Origin of the sequence: Vibrio sp. 947, assembly GCF_033339115.1 — a bacterium.
In the GTDB taxonomy this organism is placed as follows: domain Bacteria; phylum Pseudomonadota; class Gammaproteobacteria; order Enterobacterales; family Vibrionaceae; genus Vibrio; species Vibrio alginolyticus.
Genome location: NZ_JAWOTX010000026.1, coordinates 62555 through 81836, shown reverse-complemented (window position 1 = coordinate 81836; position 19282 = coordinate 62555). Strand labels below are relative to the sequence as shown.

Here is a 19282-nt window from a genome sequence, read left to right as displayed (position 1 = left end):
GTTCTTTTAGTTGTTGATTTCATAACACTCTCCAATTTTGGGGGTGGAAAGTGTCAACCTTATTTAGGACGGCACAACGATATAAAAAAAGCGACAGTCAGACTGTCGCTTTCTAAGTGCCATCAATTGGCGAAACTGTGTTGCACACATTTGGTGCACCAATGATCCCTTTGTTTTTAGAGCTTTCCCTGCCAAAAAGAGTTGTTTTTCATCTTCCTGATGAGTTTTGGCTATCCGTTTACTTCCTGTCTACTGAGCAACTTCCTGTGCCTGATCCGTTTCACTGTCTTAACCGTCAGACGAGATGACCATCCTTATCGGATAGGCTCCCTACCTATCTAAATCCCTTTCTAAATCACCAAGCATCCGAGCTACATCCTTGGAGACCTAAACCGTGGTCTTAAATCCTTACATTCACTCCCTGTGAACGACTTCTACTTTACGCCATCCCGTTATGCTCACAAGTAATGGGTTGAAAAAATAATCCGCCTATTTTTCTAAAAAATCAAAATTATCATTTAATCAAAAACTTAAAAACACTAACAAGAAAAAGCCAACATCAAGTATGGCAAATGTCTCACAAACTGCCGAGCCAACTATCGCTTTCGCATCCAAACTCGACTGTGATATCTGTCACGAACAAAAATGCCCTAGTGGATTCACTAGGGCATTTTTGTACAAGTTGCTCGAACGATGTAGGGACATCTACCCAACCAGCTCAAGATGCAGGATCTTGAGCGATTTAGGTATATTAGTGCAGACCGCCAACGTATTTAGACAGCACTTCGATATCTTCGTCTGTCATTTTCTTCGCGATGTCGCGCATCATGGCATTCATATCATTACCACGATCGCCATCACGGAATTTTTCTAGCTGAGCTTTGATGTAGTCAGCATGCTGACCAGAAATTTTCGGGAAACCTGAAAGCTCAGTACCATTGCCACGAGGACCATGACATGCAATACATGCGGTTAGGCCACGCTCGGCATCACCAGCGGTATAAAGCGTTTTGCCTTTTGCTACTACATCTTCAGGTGTTGAGTTTTCTGAAACTGGTAGCGAAGCGTAGTAAGCAGATAGGTCTGCGATATCTTCATCGCTCAGTGGCATTGCCATACCACTCATTACAGGATCGTAACGACCTTGTTTACCACCACTTGTCATGCCTAGCTTAAGTTCTTTTAACTGCTTCTCAAGATACTTAGCGTGTTGGCCTGCGAGTTTCGGGTACGTTGTTATTGCACTGTTGCCATCTGCTCCGTGACAGGCGACACAGGTTTGTGATTTTGCTTTACCAGCCTCAATATTACCTTGGGCCCATACTGAGCAACTGGCTAAAAGACTCAAAATTAGCGCTAATTTCTTCATGACATTCCATTATAATTATCAAGCTTCCAGTACCACGGAATGTGAACATACCGCGTACACTCATGGTACAATAGGCGACCTTATGCCGAGCACGGTTATTTTACACATTTTCACAAAAAAGTAATCAATCGACTACACAAAGTCGAGATGGAGTTAACAGTGAGCGTAAAAATTCATTACCAAAATACGCATTTCATCACCAGCGCACCCGATATTCGTCACCTGCCGGAAGACGAAGGTGTCGAAATTGCGTTTGCAGGACGCTCAAACGCTGGTAAATCGAGTGCACTTAACCGTCTAACTAATCAAAAAAGCTTAGCCAAGACATCAAAGACACCTGGTCGTACGCAATTAATCAACCTTTTCAAAGTAGAAGAAGGTTGTCACATTGTCGATCTACCTGGATACGGTTTTGCTCAAGTACCGGTAGAAATGAAAAACAAATGGCAGAAATCTTTGGGTGAATACCTACAGAAACGCGAGTGCCTAAAAGGCTTAGTGGTTCTAATGGACATTCGTCATCCAATGAAAGATCTCGACCAACAAATGATTTTCTGGGCCATCGATAGCCACATTCCTGTGCAGGTTTTGCTAACCAAAGCAGATAAACTAAAAAGTGGTGCACGCAAACAAACTCTACTGAAAGTTCGTAAGCAAGTAGAAACTTTCGGTGGTGACGTTTCTGTTGATGTGTTCTCCTCACTTAAAGGATTAGGTGTCGATCAGCTACGTGCAAAACTGGATACCTGGTTTGCACCAGCACTAGCACACCTGATAGAAGAAGACGAACAAGAGATACCAGCGAGCGATGAAGAATAATTAACAATATTTGTTAAATTTCTTCGACACGGCCCTGCCATTTGGTGGGGCTTTTGTTTATCTGAACTAAATAACAGGCAATAAAAATCCCCGCCTTCCTGGCAGGGATAACGGGAGAGAAAAATTGGTAATTATTGTTATGTGACGAAGCATTGCTGAACTGAGATTCGATTTCAATAGGTTAAAAAGCGCTCTTGTTTCCTGTGTATCACCAAACATTCACTCCAAAAACACCCAATAGCGTTACAATTCAGACAGTTAAGCCAAGCAAATCTTCAAAAAGATGTAACTTAGTTTCTTTCAAGAAAAAATAATAGTGTGACTGGCGTAAATTTACAGGATGAATAACGCAATAAATTTGAAGGAAAAATCGAGATTTTGCAGTAACTTAGAAAGGTCAAAAAAGAAGGTTTTTGAAGGCTAACTTTAAGCTGCTGATCCAAAAGAATAATTTTCTTTCGCCCAATAAAAAACGCCCCAGTCAAAAACTGACTGGGGCGACTGAATCAGCCTAATCCAATAACGTGAAACAAAAGGTCTGAAAGATAGAACATCTTACCTCTGTACCCTACGAGTATTAATTTACAACAATTGGTCAGAATTGCAAAGAATTTTTGTAGTTTTTTTTCATGAAATTTTTATTAAGCAACATCAAAGTTAACTTTGCGCTGGCTTTTTTAATCTCAAAAAAAAGCCAGCGTTTGTGCGCTGGCTCATAATTAATTGGTTATTTTGGTCTAAAAGTGACTAATGAGCTTGATCCCAGTTATCACCGTGACCTGCTTCTGCAACCAACGGTACTTTTAGCTCTGCTGCAGATTCCATCAATTTCTGTACTTTACTTTCAATTTCGGACAATGATGACTCTTCAACTTCAAAGACCAATTCATCGTGTACTTGCATTAATAACTTCACACGACCATTGCCTTCTTCCTGAATCCACTGATCAACCAACAGCATCGCTTTCTTAATGATGTCCGCTGCCGTACCTTGCATTGGTGCGTTGATTGCCGCACGTTCAGCAGCTTTACGACGCATCCCGTTGCGCGATTTGATTTCTGGCAAATGCAAACGTCGACCAAAAATCGTTTCAACATACCCTTTATCTGCTGCTGTGCTGCGTGTGTCTTCCATGTACTGCATCACGCCTGGGTAACGTTCAAAGTATGTATCCATGTACGCTTGAGCCTCACCACGAGGAATGCCCAATTGCTTCGCCAAACCAAACGCACTCATGCCGTAAATAAGACCGAAATTAACCGCTTTCGCACGACGACGTTGCTCACTTGAAACGTCCTCAATAGAAACACCCATGATTTCTGCTGCGGTTGCCGCGTGGATATCTTTGCCATCACGGAATGCATTCAATAAAGCTTGGTCGCCAGAAAGGTGCGCCATGATGCGCAGTTCGATTTGCGAGTAGTCGACCGCTAAGATTTTATACCCTGATGGCGCGACAAACGCTTGACGAATACGACGGCCAGCTTCGTTACGAATTGGAATGTTCTGTAAGTTCGGATCAGTAGAAGATAGACGACCCGTTGCAGTCACTGCTTGGTGGTAAGAAGTATGCACGCGTCCCGTTGATGGGTTGATCATCTTCGGCAGTTTGTCGGTGTAAGTTGATTTTAACTTCGCCAGACCACGGTATTCCAAAATCAGCTTTGGTAGTGGGTAGTCTAGCGCGAGTTCTTGCAGAACTTCTTCATTCGTCGATGGTGTGCCTGATGGCGTTTTCTTCACAACCGGTAAACCCATTTTTTCAAATAGGATGGCTTGTAATTGCTTTGGCGAGTTCATATTAAACTCTTGCTCAGCAATTTCGTACGCTTTCTTTTCAAGCTCATCAAGGCGAGCGGTAATCTCGACTGACTGCGCACTCAGCTTCATTTCATCGATAAAGACCCCAGTGCGTTCAATGCGCGAAAGAACTGGCACCAACGGCATTTCAATCTCTTCGTAAACTGTCTTCAGGCTTTCATCCTGCTCGATATTAGCAAACAAGCGATTGTGCAGACGAAGGGTCACATCCGCATCTTCTGCCGCGTATGGCGATGCTTGTTCCAGTTCGATTTGGTTAAACGTAAGCTGATTTTTGCCTTTACCTGCAATTTGCTCAAAAGAAATGCAGCTGTGCTGTAGGAAGCGAAGCGCCAAGCTGTCCATATCGTGTTTACCGCCGACACTGTTGTAGATATACGATTCCAACATCGTGTCGTGCTTGATACCTTTTAGCTCAATGTCGTAACGAGCGAGTACAGACGCATCATACTTTAAGTTTTGACCGACTTTTGCTTTCGCTGCATCTTCAAGAATTGGCTTCAGCTGTTCTAGTACCCAATCACGATCAAGCTGTTCAGGCGCATCTAAATAGTCATGTGCAACTGGCACATAAGCCGCAATACCTTCATCGACAGCGAATGACAAACCAACTAGATTCGCTAGCATGTAATCTAGGTTATCGGTCTCCGTATCAAATGCAAACAGCTCAGCCGTTTGAAGTTTATCTAGCCAAGCATTGAAGGTTTCTTTATCCAGAATTGTTTCATATTGGCTGCGATCGATTGTTACCGCAGAAGTTTCCATCTCGGCTTGAGAAGAAGAAGCTTGTGAAGATCCTGCAAGCTCTACGGCCTCCACAGATCCAGAACCGCCTTCAAGTAGTTCATTCAACCAAGATTTAAACGTCAGTTGGCCATACAGCTTCACTAATTCGTCTTTATTTGGTTCCGCTTTCAGCAATGATTCTGGCGTTTCCTCAAGCTCAACATCCAATTTGATGGTCGCGAGCTCATACGAAAGCATGGCATTTTCTTTGTTGTCGATGAGCTTTTTCGCCATGGTTTTAGAACCACGGAAACCAAGCCCTGCAATATCATCGAGGTTTTCATACAACTTCGTCAGACCACCAATACCTTGCAGTAGTGCGGTCGCCGTTTTATCACCGACACCCGGTACACCAGGAATGTTATCTACTTTATCGCCCATCAGTGCTAAGTAGTCGATGATCAACTCAGGTGGAATGCCAAACTTTTCAACCACACCTTCACGATCCATTACGACGTTCGTCATGGTGTTGATCAAGGTAATGTTATCATCCACTAGCTGCGCCATGTCTTTATCACCAGTACTGATCAATACAGGCATGCCCTTTTGTGATGCTTGGTATGCTAACGTACCGATGACGTCATCCGCCTCGACGCCAGGAACACAGATCAGCGGCAAACCCATTGCACGAATAACATTGTGTAATGGTTCAATCTGACAACGCAGGTCATCCGGCATTGGCGGACGATTCGCTTTGTATTCTGCATACATATCATCACGAAAGGTTTTTCCCTTTGCATCGAAAACCACCGCGATGCGCTCAGACGCAAACTGACGCATCATGCTGCGTAACATGTTCACGACGCCGTAAACGGCATTAGTTGGAATTTCACCATTGCTCATGGTGCCCGGGTAGGCGTGAAAAGCGCGATATAGGTAAGAAGAGCCGTCGATAAGGATCAACGGATTTTCAGGAATACTTGCCATAATTGTCTGTATCCAATTCAGTACTTGAGAGATCTGCCTAGGATGCCATGACTGCTGATCCGAATCTATCTTGTTCGCTCGATCTAGGTCGCGTAAATTTTTCCGACTTTATTCACGAAAACACCACCTCCTGTGGATAACTCTGTTTATAGAAATTATCCACTGGTTATCCAATAACAAAAAACACAAGAAAACACCAACCCAAACTATTGATTAATAACAACAAATTCGCATAACGGCGAAAAGATCAACGATCCTAAAATGATCATCGCATGTGGAAAAGATATTAATAGTGACGTCAAATAGAAATCGTAGAAAAGAAAAAAGCGACCCGAATGGGGTCGCCTAGCAGAAGTGGTAAAGCAAATTCTGTAAATAGAGCAGCTTAACCAAGAAGCTATAAATTACACTGGAAGCAATGTGAGCAATGTCGTGTCAAAAAGAATTCGTGCAAGTTCTCGGAAAAATGTTTCATCACTTCTCAACTTTCAGTTAATTAACTTCTGTTAATAAGTCACTCAACGTCCTTGTGAACTTTCCTCATTCCCTAAGACAGGTTTAATAATAATGATTCTCATTTCGTAGTCAACAGTTAAATGAGAAAAAATCTCATTTATTTTCACATTGCTTTAATGAAATGCACTCGAGATTCTCGAAGATTTACTTTTTCTTCAAACTTTTCAATTATATAGCCATTTCTCAATAACAAGCGAAGCATAGCCGGAAACTGGTTTCGAGATTTCACTTTTAATGTGTTGTAGCCTTGTTCTGCCACCCAATCCTCTTGAGCTTCCAAAAGCAGTTGTGCCACGCCTTCATTTCGAGCTTCAGGGACAACACCACCTAACCAGCTATAGAAAACACCATCCTCTAATTCGTAACCTATTTTGAAGCCGACAATCGTGCCATTTTTTTCTGCAACGAGGATTAAACTGTTTTTCTCTTCTAAACGTTGAGTCATGGAGTCTACCGTTTCTCCTTTCGAAAACTCGGTAACACGCGCCACAACTTGAAGTGCTTCTTCCAATGTGCCTTCACGAATCAGCATTGTCATTATTCTCTTCTCCAAAATAAAAATACCCAAGCACCTTGGATTGTTACTGTTGTAATCCGCCTGAGGTTACTTGGGTATATACAGACGAACAACTCTTGTTGGTCTGGTATTTCTCACTGAGCGATAATTACTCTTCTGTCGCTTCCGGAGTACGATTTAGGTGTTGAGCAGTTTGTGCATTCTCTTCTGCCAACCACTCAGCAACGTCTTTCGCAAAGTATGTTAAGATGCCATCTGCACCTGCACGTTTGAAGCACAATAGTGATTCCATCACAATTTCACGCTCTTTGAGCCAGCCATTCATGATCGCCGCTTTATGCATCGCGTACTCGCCAGAGACTTGATAAGCAAATGTCGGTACTTGAAGTTCAGTTTTTACTCGGCGAACTACATCTAAGTATGGCATACCAGGTTTAACCATCACCATGTCCGCACCTTCATTGATGTCTAGCGCCACTTCGTGAATCGCTTCATCAATGTTTGCTGGGTCCATTTGGTAGTTTTTCTTGTTGCCGCCTTTTAGATTTGAAGAAGAGCCAACCGCATCACGGAATGGTCCGTAGTAGTTCGATGCGTACTTAGCCGAGTAAGCCATGATTTGAGTATGAATGTAGCCCGCGTTTTCTAATGCTTCGCGGATCTTACCAATTCGGCCATCCATCATGTCTGAAGGCGCGACTACGTCAGCACCCGCTTCTGCATGAGACAAAGCCTGCTTAACCAATACTTCTGTGGTTTCATCATTCATTACGTAGCCATCTTCATCGATGATGCCGTCTTGGCCATGTGTCGTGAATGGGTCGAGTGCCACGTCTGTGATTACACCAATTTGAGGAATGTGTTCTTTAAGTGCTCGTACTGCTCGCTGAACCAAACCTTCTGGGTTGTAGGCTTCAGTAGCACATAAGCTTTTAGCGTCTTGGTTTACGACAGGGAAAAGCGCGATTGCTGGAACGCCTAGATTTGCAAGGTATTGTGCTTCTTCTAGCATTAAATCAATCGACAAACGCTCTACACCCGGCATGGACTCCACGCTCTCACGACGATCTTTACCCATAAGAATGAACATTGGGTAAATCAGATCATTAACAGAAAGTTGGTTCTCAGCCATCAAACGACGACTAAAATCGTGCTTACGTAAACGACGCATACGGCGTGCAGGGAATGGACCTTGAATTGATACAGACACCATTTTCTCCTTGTCTGGACGGTTATGATGATCAAATCATCTGGTGAACAAAATCATATCACTCTTGATGCATGTTGCGAGTGACAATCTGGAAAAAGGTAATGAAAAAAACTGAAAATGACCCAGCACTCACACTCAAGTATACTTCGAATACGAAACCAACCATGAAGCACAGAGAGTAACGATGATCGATACCCACGCGCACATCTATGCCAGCGAATTTGATAACGACCGCGATGAAGTAGTACAACGCGCCTTAACGCAAGGCATTAATAAAATCCTGTTGCCAAACATCGATCTGGACTCAATTGAGCCCATGCTAAAAACCGAAGCGGCATATCCTGACGTATGCCACTCAATGATGGGGCTGCACCCTTGCTATGTGGATAACAACGTTGAGCAAACGTTGGAGATCATCCGCGGCTGGTTTGAGAAACACAAGTTTATTGCGGTGGGCGAAATCGGTATCGACCTGTATTGGGACAAAACCTATCGTGCTGAGCAAGAAATGGCGTTCGTAGCTCAACTTAACTGGGCAAAAGAGATGGATTTACCGGTCGTTATCCACACTCGTGATTCGATTGAAGAAACACTCACTTTGCTACGACAAGAGCAAAATGGTCGTCTGCGTGGTGTATTCCACTGTTTTGGAGGCAGCTTAGAAGAAGCACAAGCAATCAATGAGCTAGGCTTCCACTTAGGCTTAGGTGGCGTATCAACCTTTAAGAATGGCGGGATGGATAAAGTCATTCCACATTTGGATATGCAGTGGGTCATTTTAGAAACCGACTGTCCATATTTAGCGCCGGTGCCACACCGTGGTAAACGTAATGAACCAGCCTACACTTCTCTCGTTGCACAACGTGTTGCCGACTTGCGTGATGTCGACATCGCAACCATCGATGCCATAACGACTGAGAATGCCAAAAAGCTGTTTAATATTTAATTCACGAGAATTGAAAAAAGCGACGAAATCAACGTCGCTTTTTTATCACCTAAACTATTGAATGAACGATTCAACCCGTTGAAATAGTAGAACAATCCATACAAAATTATTGATAAACATAATAATTAACTAGCAACTCTACTTACTTCTCATATCGTCACTTTACTTCGTCCGCTTTGCAAAACTGTCGACAACTCGACACATTATTTTTCTATACTGATTTACGCCCATTAATTAGCACAAATGTAAAACAGCATGAATATGGAAGTTGAAGTGTGTACACATGGTGCTTACTTACAACGCGTACCGCGCAGTTTTTTTCAAAAGCTGCTGGGCATCAAGGAAGTATACGTATGCACAAAATGTGGTTACGTCATGAAAGTTAAGTAATTAGCCCAAGAAAAAACCAACCGCAAAAAAAAGCGGCTCAATTGAGCCGCTTTTCACATCTAGATTAGCCTTATTCTTCGGTTTCCGCTTCTACTTCTTCGCTTCGACGAGTATAAAAACGCGCGAAGAACAAACCGACTTCAAACAGTAAACACATCGGAATAGCGAGTAAGGTTTGCGAGATCATGTCTGGTGGCGTTAACACCATACCTACGACAAACGCAGCCACTATAATATAAGGACGTTTCTGTCTTAAATCTTCTGGTGTAGTGGCCCCAGTCCAACACAACAAAATAATCGCAACAGGCACCTCGAATGCGATACCAAACGCCATAAATAGCGCCAGCACAAAGTCGAGATAACTCGAGATATCAGTTGCAAACTCTACTCCACCAAGAGAGATGGCGGTAAAGAAGCCAAACACCAATGGAAATACCACGAAGTAGGCAAATGCCACTCCACAGTAGAACAATAGCGAACTAGAGAACAGCAGTGGCATGATCAATCGACGTTCATGCTTGTACAAACCTGGCGCTACAAATGCCCACACTTGATACAAGATAAACGGCACCGCAATAAATACCGAAGCAATTAACGTCAGCTTAAGTGGCGTAAAAAAAGGTGACGCTACATCCGTAGCAATCATGGTCGCGCCTTCAGGTAGACGTTCTACTAAAGGTGCGGAAACAAACTCGTAAATGTGGTTAGAGAAATAAATTAGTCCGACAAACACGACCAACACTGCGAGGATTGAGCGCAGTAGTCGGTTGCGAAGCTCCAACAAATGACTAATTAAAGGTTGTGTCTGCTCGACGGTAGACATGGCAAACCTCTTATTAAAAACCAGATCAAAAAGGAGCTACCAATCACTAGTAGCTCCTCCTAATGAGACTATTCGGCTTTCTTATCTGCCGCTGTAACCTTGCTCTCTTGCGCTTTCACGGCCTCTTCGACTGCTGGCTCTGTTTTTACAGGCTCAGCCTCTGAATCGGTGTTCTTTGCGTAAGGACGATTTACAGATTGCGCAGCCTTCTTCAACTCTTCAACTGAAGATTTCAACTCAGGGGACAAATCATCCATCCCCATTTGTTCTGCTTTGCGCAAGTTTTCTTGCAGCTCTTGGACTTTCAGCTCGTGTGACAATTCGTCTTTGACGCTATTTGCCATACTCTTAGCGGCACCGATAAAGCGAGACACGCTGCGAATAGCATGAGGCAAACGCTCCGGCCCAAGAACGACCAGACCAACAACAGATATTAATACCAGTTCCCAAAAACCGATATCAAACACGTTTTACGCCTGCTCTTTGTCTTTTTTCGTTTCAGGAGCAGCTTCTTTTTTCTGCTGCTCTTCTAGACTTTTTGGTTCGAAGTCTGCGTCTTTGTCATTTTTCGCAGGTTCATCTTCGCTCATCGCTTTTTTGAAGCCCTTAACGGCACCACCCAGATCGCCACCGATACCGCGTAGTTTCTTTGTTCCGAATAGCAATACAACAATTACAGCAATGATTAGAAGTTGCCAAACACTGATACCACCCATTCTCTTTACCTCGGGTCTTTAAACAAACAAAAATATTTCAAGAGTTTAACGTCTATTGACGATAAGCTCGCCAACTAAGCAGCCAAAATGTGACACCTGCGATACCGCAGGCCAACGAAAGCTGCTCAAAAGCATCGTTCACCAATATTGCCGAGCATACGACTAAAGTCGCGCCAACGCCAAACAAAAACTTTCCTGTCGCCTGCTGGCGCTTGCTCTGGCGATACCCTTGATAAAGCTGATCCATACGTTGATTCATCGCTTTACCTTGTTTCAGGCTATCGTAAAGTAGCTCTGGCAGTTCAGGTAATTTCTCTGCCCAAAATGGTGCGCGGTCTTTAATCGCATTCACTAGAGCTTGCGGCCCAACTTGATTCATCATCCATTCTTCCAGGAATGGTTTTGCGGTCTCCCACAAATCAAGTTGAGGATATAGCTGCCTACCAAGCCCTTCCACGTACAACAGCGTTTTTTGCAACAGTACAAGTTGTGGCTGAACCTCCATATTGAATCGACGTGCCGTGTTGAACAAATTCAACAACACATGACCAAAGGAGATTTCGCACAATGGCTTAGCAAAAATAGGCTCACACACAATGCGAATCGCGAACTCAAACTCATCGACATTGGTATCCGCAGGCACCCACCCTGAATCCACATGTAACTCCGCCACTCGGCGGTAGTCACGATTGAAAAACGCCAGGAAGTTTTCCGCCAGATAACGCTTGTCTTCGCTATTAAGTGTACCAACGATTCCGCAATCTAGCCCTATCCACATTGGGTTCTCTGGATGTTCGGGTTTGACGAACACATTACCCGGATGCATATCGGCATGGAAAAAGCTGTCTCGGAACACCTGAGTGAAGAACACACTCACACCGCGTTCCGCGAGCAATTTCATATTGGTGCCATTTGCTTTCAAGCCTTCAATATCAGAGACTTGAATGCCATATATTCGCTCAGAAACCATGACAGTTTCATTACTGAAGTCGGGAAAAACTTCAGGAACATACAATTCTTCGCTGCCCTCAAAGTTGCGGCGCAACTGAATGGCATTCGCCGCCTCACGTCGCAAGTCGAGTTCATCAAGCAGGGTTTTCTCGTACTCACGCACGACTTCAACTGGTTTTAAACGACGTGCTTCAGGCATCGCTCCGGCGACTATACGCGCCATTCGGTGCATCAGTTTTAGATCTGAATCAATGACTGGGCGAATATCTGGGCGGATAACCTTTAATACCACTTCTTGGTTAGTGTCTTTTATGCGCGCAGTATGTACCTGAGCAATCGACGCAGACGCCAGTGGTTTGATATCAAACTCGGTAAACCATTTTTCTAACGGACCACCTAATGCTTGCTCCATCTGCTTTTTTGCCAACTCGCCATCAAAAGGCGCGACTTGGTCTTGAAGTAAAGCTAGGGGATCAGCGATATGCGGAGGAAATAAGTCACGGCGCGTCGACATCATCTGACCGAACTTAATCCAAACCGGCCCCAGCTCTTGCAGTGCTAAACGCAGACGTTCACCGAGTGGTTTTTCTGGGTGCTTGTTCTTAATCCAAAACAAGCTTTTGCGCAGTAAAAGCGGAGCTTTGGTCAGTTGGTGATCGGGAAGCAGCTCATCTAAACCGTATTCCAGTTGTACTTTGGCGATGTGGTATAAGCGCTTTAGTTCTGCTGGCGTCATGGTTTCTCCAATGCAGGCTTATCTGCATCCAGCTTATTCAGCAAAGCCGTTAAACGAGCTTCAATGCGAGAAGCCTGGCTGCGAACCTCATCAACTTGGTCACAGAAATAGGCCACTTCTAACGGAGCGGGAGCCAGTTTCCATTCTTCAGTCACTACTTGCGCAAGATGACGCTGGTGTTTTTCTGCTTGAGACGCAAGAAAGTTGCCGATGTTTTTTGAACCTTGCACAAAGGTATGTGCGGCGACATCGCCAGTCACGCGAGACAACCACTCTTCAACATCTGGTTTGCAATCCACCATCAACTGAGAGAATTTCTGCGCCAATTGAATATCGCCTTCAAGTTCAAGTTTATCTTGTTTAATAAGACGAGTGATGTTGGCCTGATCGCGCAGCTCTGGTAATACACTCAAGTTGAGCGATAGATAGCAGTTAGGCTGCCCTTCGTAATGACCGAGCACATCAATTTGCTGACTAAAAACGAATGTCAGTGTTTTATTGATCTCTTTCAGGTGAACTTGAATAACTTGACCTTTTAGACGCGCTAAACGACGGCCCAATGCAGGGTCGTCTTTGATCAGTGTATTCAGTGACGTTTCAATCACAGCGGTGATAAGTGGTTCAAATGGCATGCCGTTAACCCTTAGAATTTATAACCGCGATGCAAAGCCACAATACCACCAGTTAAGTTGTAGTATTTGGTGTTTTCAAAACCTGCGTCTTGCATCATGCCTTCCAGCGTTTCTTGGTCTGGATGCATACGGATTGACTCCGCTAGGTAGCGGTAACTCTCTGAGTCATTCGCAACTAGCTCACCGATTCTCGGCAACAAGTGGAATGAATATGCGTCGTATACTTTCGATAACGGCTCTAGCACTGGTTTTGAAAATTCCAACACCAATAGACGGCCGCCTGGCTTCAGTACGCGGAACATTGAACGAAGCGCTTTGTCTTTGTCTGTCACATTACGCAAACAAAAACTGATGGTGATAACATCAAAATAATCATCAGGGAACGGCAGTTCTTCTGCGTTGGCTTGAACGTAATGCACGTTACCCACAATACCGTTGTCACGCAGTTTATCGCGACCAACGTTAAGCATTGAGTTATTGATATCGGCAAGGATGACATGGCCTTCATCGCCAACAATGCGCGAGAATTTCGCCGTCAAATCCCCCGTACCACCACCTAGGTCAAGAATACGCTGGCCAGGGCGAGCGCCACTACAATCGATAGTGAAGCGCTTCCAAAGGCGGTGAATACCACCTGACATCAGGTCATTCATGATGTCGTATTTTGTTGCCACGGAGTGGAATACTTCGGCAACCTTAGTCACTTTTTCGTCTTTTGCCACTGTAGAGAAACCAAAGTGAGTGGTTTCATTCTCTAACGCTGTATTGGATTGCAAACTTGTGTCCGTCATTCTAATTCCTCTTAGGCAGCGCTTTCCTCTACGGGGCGTTTGTTGACAAATAAAATCGCCCACTGCACTGCGGGCGATTAGTTTACTTTATCCTCAGCCGGATGTCTTTCTACTAACGGGTCATTTTCTGAAAATGCATCACTCTGCGCTAACTGCGCGAGGTCGGAAGAAATCGGTCGTTTAATTTCAACTCCCAAGTGTTTAAAGCTTTCGGCTTGGCGAATCACATTTCCGCGCCCTGTGGCAAGCTTGTTCATCGCACCTTGATAGCTTTGATTCGCCTTATCCAGCGCACCGCCGAGCCCCTCCATGTCGTCTACAAACAATCGTAATTTGTCGTAGAGTTTTGTCGCACGCTGCGCAATCATTTTGGCGTTTTCATTTTGGCGTTCATTGCGCCATAGATTATCAATGGTGCGCAATGCCACCAGCAACGTTGTTGGGCTCACCAAAATGATGTTTTGCTCCATCGCGTCTTTAATCAAGCTTGGATCGGCTTGAATCGCGACTTGGAACGCCGGCTCAACCGGGATAAACATCAGAACATAGTCCAAACTCTGAATACCTTTGAGTTTGTGGTAGTCCTTCATGCTTAACCCTTTGATATGTGCACGTAGAGCAGCTAAGTGCGCATTCAAAGCCTGATCGCGCTCAGCATCAGTTTCGGCGTTGAAGTAGCGCTCATAGGCAACCAACGCCATTTTGGAATCTACAACCACTTGTTTGTTTTGTGGGAGATGCACAATGACATCAGGTTGGTAACGCTTGCCTGCTTCATTTTGTAAGTTCACCTGAGTCTGATATTCGTGCCCTTCACGCAAGCCAGATTCGGCAAGTACCCTAGCGAGCACCACTTCGCCCCAGTTACCTTGCTGTTTGTTGTCCCCTTTCAACGCTTGGGTCAAATTAACCGCTTCGCGCGTCATTTGCTCGTTCAAACGTTGCAGGTTTTTCAGCTCATGCACTAAGGTATGGCGCTCTTTAGCTTCTTGACTAAAGCTGTCATTAACGTGCTTTTTGAACCCTTCTAACTGTTCTCTAAGCGGTGACAACAAGCCTTCTAAACTCTGACGGTTTTGCAAATCGACCTTCGCGGTTTTTTCTTCAAACAGTTGATTGGCCAAGTGCTCAAATTGTTGTTTCAAGCGTGCTTCCGCTTGTTCTAAAATTTGCAGTTTTTCGGCATTAGCTTGGTTAATTTGCTCATGGCGAGCTTGCTGTTCACGCAGCTGCGTTTCTAGACGTGATTTGTGTTCACGCATTTGACCAAGCTCATCAAAGTATTGCTGGCGCTCTTGCTTTACGGCCTCGAAGTAACGCAGTTTTTCCATTGCTGCCATCAGCTTTCCATGTGTTTGGCGTACTTCAAACGCGGCTTTATCGCGCTCATCATCTAATTCATCCAACTCTTGCTGGGCATCGGCAAGGCTTTGCTTGACCTGTTCAAGTTGCTGTTGATGAAGCTGTTTTTCTGAAACAAGTTGTTGCTCGAGAAGCTGAGTTTGGGTGATAAAACGCTGTTTCACCCACCAACCGGCAGCGACACCACTAAGCGTGGCAGCACAAAGAGAAGAGAGAATGAGAGATTGGTACTCAAGAATCCATTGCATAATAGCGAGTTAGCCTGTGTTTTGTATCTATAACAATGGTATTTAGACACTGGATAAATGTCCAGTTTGTTGGATGAAAAATCCTCGCATACACTAGGCCTTCCTATAATATTCTTTCTTCCGCTCAAATTATCCAAATCGAGCGGCACATCATCACGCAGAGGCATCATGAACGAGCGTCGCGCCCTAGGATTTGGGCTCTCAGCAGTATTACTTTGGTCTACCGTTGCAACCGCATTTAAACTCACGCTGGCAGAATTTACCCCGATTCAAATGCTATGCATTGCCAGTATCGTCTCTGCGATTGCGCTAACAGTAATCTGTGGTGTGCAAGGTAAATTGGGCCAGTTAAGCGCTACATTTTTCTCAAACCCTTGGTATTACCTACTGCTTGGGTTGATTAACCCTTTGGCGTATTACGTTATTCTGTTCAAAGCATATGACTTGCTGCCCGCATCTCAGGCTCAAGCGATCAACTACAGCTGGGCCATCACCTTAACGTTAATGGCCGCTGTTTTCTTAGGACAAAAGATCCGTGGTAAGGACTGGCTGGCTTGCGGTTTTAGTTATGTCGGTGTGATAGTGATTGCCACACAAGGCAATCTTTTAGGCATGGAATTTGAGAGCCCGTTGGGTGTTGGTCTTGCGCTGCTATCAACGCTGCTGTGGGCCGGTTACTGGATTTTAAATACCAAAAATAAGGCCGACCCTGTGGTTGGCGTTCTGCTCGGCTTTTTGGTCGCTATTCCATTCGCCATTGGTTTAAGTCTTTATGAAGGTGCTGACTGGCAGATGATCTCAGCTAAAGGCTGGGCAGCGGTGACGTATGTCGGACTGTTTGAAATGGGGATCACTTTCGTTTTGTGGCTGAGCGCACTCAAATCAACGCAAAACACCGCGCGTATCAGTAATCTGATCTTTGCTTCTCCATTTATCTCACTCATGTTGTTAGCTACCATCATCGGCGAAGAAATTCATCCTTCAACCTTGATTGGCCTGGTATTGATCATCAGTGGCTTAGTCATTCAGCAAGTCTCATGGGGCAAGAAAACCAAAGCGGTAAACGCTTCTTAATCACCTATCAAAAGCCCTAAAAAACGATGCAATAAGTTGGATAAAAAAGAGATATAGATAACATTTTAATGATAGAAAGCACTTTACGCTGCTAGGATTTAGCTACGCGTTGGATACGATACTCACAAAGCCCAATAGCTTACGCTAGATTCTAATATAATTACCTTTGGGCGATTTAGGACTCGTTATTAATTATGTTTCGCTTCGCTATTCCTTCGCCTTTGATGGCAGACTGGCAACACGTTCTGCGACAATGCTGTGATTTAACTCAAGCTCAGGGACAGCTTTATACTCTGAGCGATACTCAGCAGTGGCTATCGACTGAGGTGTCCACCTCAACCCAAAATCATCGTGCTATCGTCGATGTGATAACGCGAGTTGTCGATCACTTTACGCCGACAGATTTTACAGTTAGCCATACCCCTTTTGAAGAGCAAACCCTGAGCATAGGACCGATTTGGCTACCTAATGGCGAATTGCTTGCCGTACTGACATTGACTCACCCTAATGATCAATCAACGGTTGTTTCGGCATGGCTAAGCGCAATCGCGGGGCGGATCAGCTTTGATATCAACTTGCACTGTCAGCAAGAACAAACGCGACATCAAAGCGCGGAAATAAAGCCAACACCAACACTACAAGAGTTTATCGACTGCCTTGAAGACCACGTATGGATAAAAGGCATGGATGGTCTTTATTCGATGACCAACCGAAGCGTAGAAAATGCGTGGCAAAAAACCAACAGTGAAATCATTGGCAAAGACGATTTTGCCCTGTTTAGCCATGAACGTGCGGAAAAATTCATTGATGCCGATAAATTGGTGGTAGCCACTGGCACGCAAAATATTGTTGAAGAATGCCGTCAAATTGATGAAAACAATAACCCCACTTGGCTAGAAACCATTAAGTCTCCTGTCCGTGATCATGCGGGAAACTTAATCGGCATTCTGGGGATGACACGTAACATCACCCGCCGAAAAATGGTAGAAACGCAGCTCTCCTTAGCGTCCCAAATTTTCAACAATTCGCAAGAAGGCATGGTCATTACAGACCGCAATGCCAACATCATTGATGTAAACACGGCTTTTACCCAAATTACAGGTTACCGCTCTGAAGAGGTGATAGGAAAAAACCCACGAATTCTGCGCTCAGGTCATCATGATCAAGGTTTCTATCAACAGTTGTGGCATCAACTCGAAAACAAAGGCCAATGGAAAGGCGAATTCATCAACAGAAAGAAAGATGGCAGCATTTATCCGCAATTAGCGACCATTAGCGCCGTAATGGACGATAAAAACCACCTTATTAACTACATTTGTGTGTTTGAAGATATCTCTGTGCGTAAGGCACACGAAGAAAAGCTGCAGCGCATGGCTTTTTACGATCCATTAACCAATCTACCTAATCGCACTCATTTACTTAGCTTACTCGAGCAACACATCGAAACCGGACACAAAAGCCAGCAGACGTTTGCCACCCTATTCTTAGATATCGACCATTTCAAACACATCAACGATAGCATGGGCCACTTCTGTGGTGACCAATTGCTGTCTAAGTTAGCGATTCGTCTGCAAGATGTGCTTCACCTCAATGCGCATGTGGCTCGCATTGGCGGCGATGAATTTGTGATTATTTTGCCAGACATCCATAGTGATGTTGCCTTACTGGAAACCGTCGGCGATATTCTAAGCGTATTCCAGCAACCATTCGACTTAGCAAATCACGACTCACTTCGTGTCTCGACCAGTATTGGTATTGCCTTGTACCCAAGAGACGGTCAAGACAGTGAAACCTTACTGAAAAACGCAGACACTGCGATGTACTTAGCGAAGAAAAATGGACGCAACGGCTACGCGTTTTACTCACCGGATTTGACCGATAAATCCGTATCCCATGTACGCATTCAATCCGCTTTGCATCAAGCAATAGAAAAACAACAACTCCGGTTAGAGTTCCAACCGCAATACAACTTGGAACAAAATACGATTGTCGGCGTGGAAGCTTTATTACGCTGGCAGCATCCAGAGTTTGGCCTTGTACCACCAGCAGACTTTATTCCAATTGCAGAAAAAACAGGGCTGATTCAAAGCATTGGTGAGTGGGTGTTACAACAAGCTTGTTTGCAAGGTAATGCTTGGCTGGACCAAGGCATCGAGTTTGGCAAAATCGCCGTCAATGTTTCTGCGTTGCAGCTTCAGCAGTCAAATTTCATTCAGCGATTAAGTACTATCCTCGATAACACCGGATACCCTGCCCAACGGTTAGATTTGGAGATCACAGAGAGCTTTTTACTGATCGACCCTCAACAAGCCATTGCATCGTTAAATCAATTACGAGAACTGGGTATTGAGATTTCTCTGGATGACTTTGGAACTGGCTATTCGTCTTTGTCTTACTTGAAAGGTTTGCCAATCAACAAACTGAAAATTGACCGCTCATTTGTCAGTGATGTCCCAAGTAATAGCGACAGCAACGCGATTGTGAATGCCATTATTGCCATGGGAAAAACGCTGTCGTTGAAAGTCGTCGCGGAAGGGATAGAAACTCGGGAACAAGCCGATTATTTATTCGAAAAAGGCTGTATTTATGGTCAGGGATATTTGTTTAGTCAGCCAGTGAGCGCTGAAAAACTGTTTCGTTGAACCAGC

15 protein-coding genes are annotated in these 19282 nt (G+C 44.5%); 4 read left to right on the top strand and 11 right to left on the bottom strand.

Translation table 11 applies throughout. The annotated features are described in order from the left end of the window. Positions 1–751 precede the first annotated feature (751 nt). Positions 752–1369 carry a c-type cytochrome gene (locus tag R7Q39_RS24255; protein WP_005379248.1) on the bottom strand — a complete coding sequence of 206 codons (618 nt, stop codon included), beginning with the start codon at positions 1367–1369 and terminating at the stop codon, positions 752–754. 159 nt (positions 1370–1528) lie between these two features. On the opposite strand from R7Q39_RS24255, the gene yihA reads away from it, so the two are divergent. After that, positions 1529–2188, top strand: coding sequence for a ribosome biogenesis GTP-binding protein YihA/YsxC (gene yihA / locus R7Q39_RS24250; RefSeq protein WP_017635019.1), 660 nt, complete (start codon positions 1529–1531; stop codon positions 2186–2188). Positions 2189–2935: 747 nt separating this feature from the next. On the opposite strand, the gene polA is transcribed toward yihA, so the two are convergent. From polA to hemB, 3 genes are all read right to left on the bottom strand, one after another. After that, the gene (gene polA / locus R7Q39_RS24245; RefSeq protein WP_132936672.1) at positions 2936–5722 is read right to left on the bottom strand and encodes a DNA polymerase I; all 2787 of its coding nucleotides are present in this window, start codon (positions 5720–5722) and stop codon (positions 2936–2938) included. 619 nt (positions 5723–6341) lie between these two features. After that, complete coding sequence (locus R7Q39_RS24240; RefSeq protein WP_005379245.1) at positions 6342–6776, bottom strand: GNAT family N-acetyltransferase; 435 nt, start codon at positions 6774–6776, stop codon at positions 6342–6344. A gap of 127 nt (positions 6777–6903) precedes the next feature. Further along, positions 6904–7965 carry a porphobilinogen synthase gene (gene hemB, locus R7Q39_RS24235; protein WP_031777176.1) on the bottom strand — a complete coding sequence of 354 codons (1062 nt, stop codon included), beginning with the start codon at positions 7963–7965 and terminating at the stop codon, positions 6904–6906. A gap of 184 nt (positions 7966–8149) precedes the next feature. Between hemB and R7Q39_RS24230 the strand changes: the two genes are divergently transcribed. Next, on the top strand, positions 8150–8911 hold the full coding sequence (locus tag R7Q39_RS24230) for a TatD family hydrolase (protein ID WP_047103721.1): 762 nt from the start codon (positions 8150–8152) through the stop codon (positions 8909–8911). Positions 8912–9371: 460 nt separating this feature from the next. On the opposite strand, the gene tatC is transcribed toward R7Q39_RS24230, so the two are convergent. From tatC to rmuC, 7 genes are all read right to left on the bottom strand, one after another. After that, positions 9372–10124 (bottom strand): twin-arginine translocase subunit TatC, encoded by a 753-nt coding sequence (tatC, locus tag R7Q39_RS24225; protein ID WP_005379234.1) that lies wholly within the window; start codon positions 10122–10124, stop codon positions 9372–9374. Between the two features lie 68 nt (positions 10125–10192). Beyond that, complete coding sequence (gene tatB, locus R7Q39_RS24220; RefSeq protein WP_017635021.1) at positions 10193–10591, bottom strand: Sec-independent protein translocase protein TatB; 399 nt, start codon at positions 10589–10591, stop codon at positions 10193–10195. Positions 10592–10594: 3 nt separating this feature from the next. Beyond that, positions 10595–10840, bottom strand: coding sequence for a Sec-independent protein translocase subunit TatA (gene tatA / locus R7Q39_RS24215; RefSeq protein WP_005382958.1), 246 nt, complete (start codon positions 10838–10840; stop codon positions 10595–10597). A gap of 52 nt (positions 10841–10892) precedes the next feature. Beyond that, positions 10893–12527, bottom strand: a complete 1635-nt coding sequence (ubiB, locus tag R7Q39_RS24210) for a ubiquinone biosynthesis regulatory protein kinase UbiB (protein ID WP_005379226.1) — start codon at positions 12525–12527, stop codon at positions 10893–10895. Further along, positions 12524–13159: an SCP2 domain-containing protein gene (locus tag R7Q39_RS24205; RefSeq protein WP_005379213.1), complete on the bottom strand. Its 636-nt coding sequence runs from the start codon at positions 13157–13159 to the stop codon at positions 12524–12526. Before R7Q39_RS24205 ends, ubiB begins: the two co-directional genes overlap by 4 nt. A gap of 11 nt (positions 13160–13170) precedes the next feature. Continuing rightward, positions 13171–13950, bottom strand: coding sequence for a bifunctional demethylmenaquinone methyltransferase/2-methoxy-6-polyprenyl-1,4-benzoquinol methylase UbiE (gene ubiE, locus R7Q39_RS24200; RefSeq protein ID WP_005379210.1), 780 nt, complete (start codon positions 13948–13950; stop codon positions 13171–13173). A gap of 77 nt (positions 13951–14027) precedes the next feature. After that, a complete protein-coding gene (rmuC, locus tag R7Q39_RS24195; protein ID WP_005379209.1) occupies positions 14028–15560 on the bottom strand; it encodes a DNA recombination protein RmuC in 1533 nt (510 codons plus the stop codon). A 168-nt stretch (positions 15561–15728) separates the two neighbouring features. Here rmuC and R7Q39_RS24190 point away from each other — a divergent pair, with 168 nt between their 5' ends. Beyond that, a complete protein-coding gene (locus R7Q39_RS24190) occupies positions 15729–16634 on the top strand; it encodes a DMT family transporter (protein ID WP_005379208.1) in 906 nt (301 codons plus the stop codon). 194 nt (positions 16635–16828) lie between these two features. Next, the gene (locus tag R7Q39_RS24185) at positions 16829–19276 is read left to right on the top strand and encodes an EAL domain-containing protein (protein ID WP_132937281.1); all 2448 of its coding nucleotides are present in this window, start codon (positions 16829–16831) and stop codon (positions 19274–19276) included. The last annotated feature ends 6 nt before the right edge of the window (positions 19277–19282 follow it).